The sequence below is a fragment of the Bacillus sp. SIMBA_074 genome (genome assembly GCF_046534555.1).
In the GTDB taxonomy this organism is placed as follows: Bacteria; Bacillota; Bacilli; order Bacillales; family Bacillaceae_G; genus Bacillus_A; species Bacillus_A mycoides.
In genome coordinates, this window is record NZ_JAWRYM010000438.1 from 1 (window position 1) to 276 (window position 276).

Genomic DNA, 276 nt, shown 5'->3' on the forward strand with positions numbered 1-276 from the left:
GTGAGAGTATATGAAAAAGTGGTTGGTATTTTCAGTTTTTATGATGGTCCTAGTTTTGACGGCGTGTGGAAATGAAGCTGATGATTCACCCAAAAAGGATCAAGTTGTTAGTGGTACTGCCGATGAAAAAGCTGTAACCCTAAAATTATTGGAAAGTGAAACAACAGGCGAATACTTGGCTGATTCCAAGGGAATGACACTTTATTTTTTCAAGAATGATAAATCCGGTAAAAGCAATTGCGCGGATGAATGTCTGGAGAAATGGCCGCCGTTCAC

General features: G+C 39.9%; 1 protein-coding gene. It reads left to right on the forward strand.

Going from position 1 to position 276, the window contains the following annotated elements; genetic code table 11:
* Window positions 1-10: 10 nt before the first annotated feature.
* Window positions 11-276, forward strand: a 266-nt coding sequence (locus tag SB773_RS31490) for a COG4315 family predicted lipoprotein (protein ID WP_486304312.1), incomplete at its 3' end; no start/stop codon positions are given.